We start from the raw sequence: 3,747 nt of genomic DNA, 5'->3' as shown, positions 1-3,747 counted from the left end.
CCGTCACTGGACCACCTTATCACTGGTACTGGCAGCAAAGCTGGACCTGATCTGCCGCCAAGCGTGATCGCCATCACCTGATGTCCGCTTTGGGTCGGGACCAGACCATCGGTCATTGGGAGAAAGCTGACATCGGTTTCTCCTGCTATGGTCTGATGATCGCTGAGCCATTGTGGCGCAAGCGCGCGGCACGGGGTGCACGATGACACTGGCAACAATCGCAATCGTTCTGGGATTCCTTCTCTGCATTGCCACAGCGCTCGTCCTGTCCCTTTGGTCAAAAGGGAAATAGCCATGTGGGGAGTAGGTCCGCTTTGGGTCGTTAGCGGACGATCGGCACGGTATTGTTTCTCATGCTCCAAGCGCGGCTGATCGACGATTTCAAGGGTTCACCAGCCCTGCTTATCTGGGGCGACAACGCCGACATGGTGGCCTTGTTGGATCAAATCACTGGCCTTCGAACTGACCGGCCTGTCGTCCGCATCGGCTACGGCGAGAACGCGGTTACGATCAGCGTCTCTGCCCAGCTGGACAGGTCGCATATCAGATCGCTGCCGCCCGTTATCTGGGAGTGTGGCGACGACACTCTGCGCCGTGCCGCAGACCTGATCGGCCCCCTTCTGACCTCAACCGGGCACCAGTTCATCGACGCCGATGGATTGGCAGAGGAGGTCGTCGTTTCGGCCAACGAGTATCCGACCGATTTTGGTCGATGAGGTCAGCAATGGGTCGTTAGCGGACATAGTCACAGGCTGCTTCTATGAAACGTAGTGACGTGCTTCTTCTGGCACTGATGATCTTCGCGGCGCTGGCCGCCTGCGCCATCGGCATCTGGTCAATTTTCCGGTGACCTAAGGCTCCGGCTTTCGCGACGCGTGCAGCGCGATCCAGTGATCGGCCATCGCCAAGAGGGCGGTTCGTCGCATCTCGTCCTGCTCCGGCACGGCCTCGGCGATCAGCTTGCGGGCTTCGGCCAGGCATTCCTCGACGGTTCTCGGCGTCATCGTCATGCGCAGTCCAACGGGGCTGACGATTCATAGTTTCAGCGTCGCCGTGCGCACGGCGTGCGCATCCCAGACATTTCGGAGGTCCGCCATGACGGAACAGGAGCGCTTCGCGCGCGCCCTGCCCATGCTGCTGCGCCATGAGGGCGGCTACGTCGATCACCCGCGCGATCCGGGCGGGGCGACGAACCTGGGCATCACGCTGGGCACGGCCCGCGCCTGGCGGATGGACATCGACGGCGACGGCGACGTCGACAAGAGCGATGTGCGCCTGCTGACGCCCAAGGAGGCCGCACCTGTCTATCGCGACGGCTACTGGCTGAAGGCGCGCTGTCACCAACTGCCGGCCGGCGTCGACTACATGATCTTCGACCTGGCGGTGAACAGCGGCTCGCGCCGGGCCGCGCGCTACCTTCAGCGCGCCGCCGGCGTTTCTGAAGACGCAAAGGTCGGGCCGAAGACGCTGGCCGCCGTGCGGATCCTGAACCCCGTGCGCGTGGTCGAGCGGCTGTCGGACATTCGCGAGGCCTACTACCGCTCGCTGCCCACCTTCCCGACCTTCGGCAAGGGCTGGCTGCGGCGCCTGGGCGAAGTTGAGCAGACCGCGCGGGTGTGGGCGGCTGTGCCAGAGCTGGTCGCGTGAGCGGGCTGGTAAGGCTTCCGACCGGGGCGGCCTGGGCGGTGATCGTCTTGCTCTTGGTCGCGCTCGTGTCAGTGGGATGGTGCTCGATCACGGCCCCGGGCCGGCAGCGTGCGCGCGCAGACAGCGCGGTCGCCCGAGCCAACGCCGAGGCCCAGCGCACTGACACGGGCGCTCGCGACAATGCCGCCGATGAACGCCTGGCCGACGCCCAGGCCAACGCCACCCTGAAAGAGGACCTGACCCATGCGGTGCAATCGCTTCCTGACGCTCGCCCTTCTGACCGCCGCGTCGCTCTCGCTTGCGAGCGGCTGCGCTACCAGGGAGAGGATCCGGCCGCTGTTCCCGCCTGCCGCCGACTTGCGGCCGCAGCCCAAGCCGCAACTGCGGCCCGAGGACCTTGAGAGCGAGGCCGCGCTGGACGCCTACGAAATCAGGCTGGAGGCGTGGGGCGAGGCGGGCTGGCAGGCTGTGTCGCGGGTGTGCCGCTGGGCCGAGGCGAACGGGGCGGAACTGCCGTTCGAGTGTGGCGGCTAGAACAACGGCCTTCGACCAAGGCGACCGGCCACTACGCCGTCAGGTTCGTATGGACCCTCGGTGTCGTTCATACCAGCGACAATGCTGTGGACGTCATGAAGGCGCTCTAGATACGCTTCAAGTTGGTGGCTCTCGTAATACTCCGACCGGCCGTCCGGCGGCCCCGGCGCCCGATGCAGGATCGGGAGATCGGCATACCGCTGCGCCCATTTCTGGTGCTTCTTCAACCATCCCTTGAGTGTCCAGGAGCGAACACGAATATAAAAGCTGCCGGGCCCCCGATCCTCGGCCTCCATGACCCAGTGAGCTAAAGAATTACGAAGGGACTGGGCGTAGTTCACATGTGCATTCAAAAGATCCCAGGCCAGCACCTCACTTTGCCAACGACTGCTATTTAAGTCGGACCATCGCTTCCAGTGGGCACCAAATGTGTCGTCCGCCAGCTCAGGCGGGAATCCATCGCCGTTCGGGAGCTCGCGCTTCCAGGCCGCTCGAATAAGTTCGAACTCGAAACTTGCGAAATGCGTGATGTGGAGCCCGATCATGGCCAAAGCCTGCGGGCCATCGTTGCGCTTCGGCCTGCCCGCTACGTGAAACTCTGACACTTAGGTCGATCCGGCTGCGCTGGAGCTTAGGCGAGCCGCCTCGATCAATCGTTGCCCGAGCGCCTCGGCCGCCTCGGGCTTCATGATCAGCTGCTTCGCCGAGGGCGCCGCCTCGCCCTTCAGCTGCTCCTGGACCTCCGCATACTCCAGGCGGATCGCGATGGCGTTCTCGTCGCTGACGAAGAGCTCGTAGCCCAGCAGGACGGCCAGGGTCGGATCGCCGTCCTCTCGCGTGTCCCACTTCACGACAGCGTCCCCTTGTCGAAGATCTCCAGCGCGCCGTCCGGTAGGGCCCGCTGCAGAGCCTTCGCCTCATCCCACGGTGCGCTCATCCAGGCGTCCCGCTCCTCTTCGGTCGTCAGGATCACCGGCATGGCTTTGGGGTGGATCGACGCCACCGGTTCCGACGGATCCGTTGTCAGGAAGGCGAAGAGATCGCACGTCTCCAGACCGGTCTTCATCTTGCGGACGCAGGTGTGGCTCTGGACATGGACACCGGCGAAGAATGCCAGCGGCTCCGGATGCTCGCCGCGCAGCCGGAACCAGATCGGCGTGTATTTGCCGGCAGCGTCGCGCCCCGGCTCGCTGAAGGCTGTGAAGGGGACCAGACATCGGTTGGCCGGGGAGAGCCACGGCCGCCAGTGGCTGGACGCCGTGTTGCGCACGTTCGTCGTGCCGGCGTCGGGCTCCAGCTCAAGCATCTTGGGGAAATCGACGTCCTTGCCCTTGGCCCGCAGCTTGTCTGCCCGCTTCGTTGCGGCGTCGAGCAGGGCCTTCTTAGATGACGGCAGGCCCCAACGCGCCATGGCCAGGATGCGCTCGCCGTTCGCATCCGCGCGGACGATGGGCGCGGCGTAATCCGGATAAATGTCGCGCGGCTCGAGGTTGCCGACCTCAGATGCAAAGGCCCGCGCCAGATCGAGGATCGAGGCCGGGCCTTTGCGGATGGTGTAGAGGTTGC

Annotated in this window: 7 protein-coding genes; 3 read left to right on the top strand and 4 right to left on the bottom strand. The window is 64.6% G+C overall.

All coding sequences use genetic code 11. The features are described from left to right. Nucleotides 1–344: 344 nt before the first annotated feature. A complete protein-coding gene (locus ASG17_RS15080) occupies nucleotides 345–716 on the top strand; it encodes a hypothetical protein (protein ID WP_156367898.1) in 372 nt (123 codons plus the stop codon). 135 nt (nucleotides 717–851) lie between these two features. Here the strand turns inward: ASG17_RS15080 and ASG17_RS15555 are convergent, their stop codons facing one another. Then, on the bottom strand, nucleotides 852–1,004 hold the full coding sequence (locus ASG17_RS15555; protein ID WP_156367897.1) for a hypothetical protein: 153 nt from the start codon (nucleotides 1,002–1,004) through the stop codon (nucleotides 852–854). 91 nt (nucleotides 1,005–1,095) lie between these two features. On the opposite strand from ASG17_RS15555, the gene ASG17_RS15075 reads away from it, so the two are divergent. Together ASG17_RS15075 and ASG17_RS15070 are read left to right on the top strand one after the other, a co-directional pair. Continuing rightward, nucleotides 1,096–1,647 carry a glycoside hydrolase family 108 protein gene (locus tag ASG17_RS15075; RefSeq protein ID WP_056105463.1) on the top strand — a complete coding sequence of 184 codons (552 nt, stop codon included), beginning with the start codon at nucleotides 1,096–1,098 and terminating at the stop codon, nucleotides 1,645–1,647. 243 nt (nucleotides 1,648–1,890) lie between these two features. Then, the gene (locus ASG17_RS15070) at nucleotides 1,891–2,181 is read left to right on the top strand and encodes a hypothetical protein (RefSeq protein WP_056105461.1); all 291 of its coding nucleotides are present in this window, start codon (nucleotides 1,891–1,893) and stop codon (nucleotides 2,179–2,181) included. On the opposite strand, the gene ASG17_RS15550 is transcribed toward ASG17_RS15070, so the two are convergent. The 3 genes from ASG17_RS15550 to ASG17_RS15060 all read right to left on the bottom strand — a co-directional run. Further along, the gene (locus ASG17_RS15550) at nucleotides 2,178–2,726 is read right to left on the bottom strand and encodes a hypothetical protein (RefSeq protein ID WP_156367896.1); all 549 of its coding nucleotides are present in this window, start codon (nucleotides 2,724–2,726) and stop codon (nucleotides 2,178–2,180) included. The two genes, ASG17_RS15070 and ASG17_RS15550, sit on opposite strands and share 4 nt — an antisense overlap. 60 nt (nucleotides 2,727–2,786) lie before the next feature. Further along, nucleotides 2,787–3,032, bottom strand: coding sequence for a hypothetical protein (locus ASG17_RS15065; RefSeq protein WP_056105459.1), 246 nt, complete (start codon nucleotides 3,030–3,032; stop codon nucleotides 2,787–2,789). Then, nucleotides 3,029–3,747: SOS response-associated peptidase (locus ASG17_RS15060; RefSeq protein WP_200935101.1), on the bottom strand; the 719-nt coding region annotated here is incomplete at its 5' end. The genes ASG17_RS15060 and ASG17_RS15065, both read right to left, overlap by 4 nt.

This window comes from Brevundimonas sp. Leaf363 (assembly GCF_001424025.1).
GTDB lineage: Bacteria > Pseudomonadota > Alphaproteobacteria > Caulobacterales > Caulobacteraceae > Brevundimonas.
Note: the sequence above shows the minus strand (reverse complement) of the source record. Positions and strands in the feature narration are given on the sequence as shown.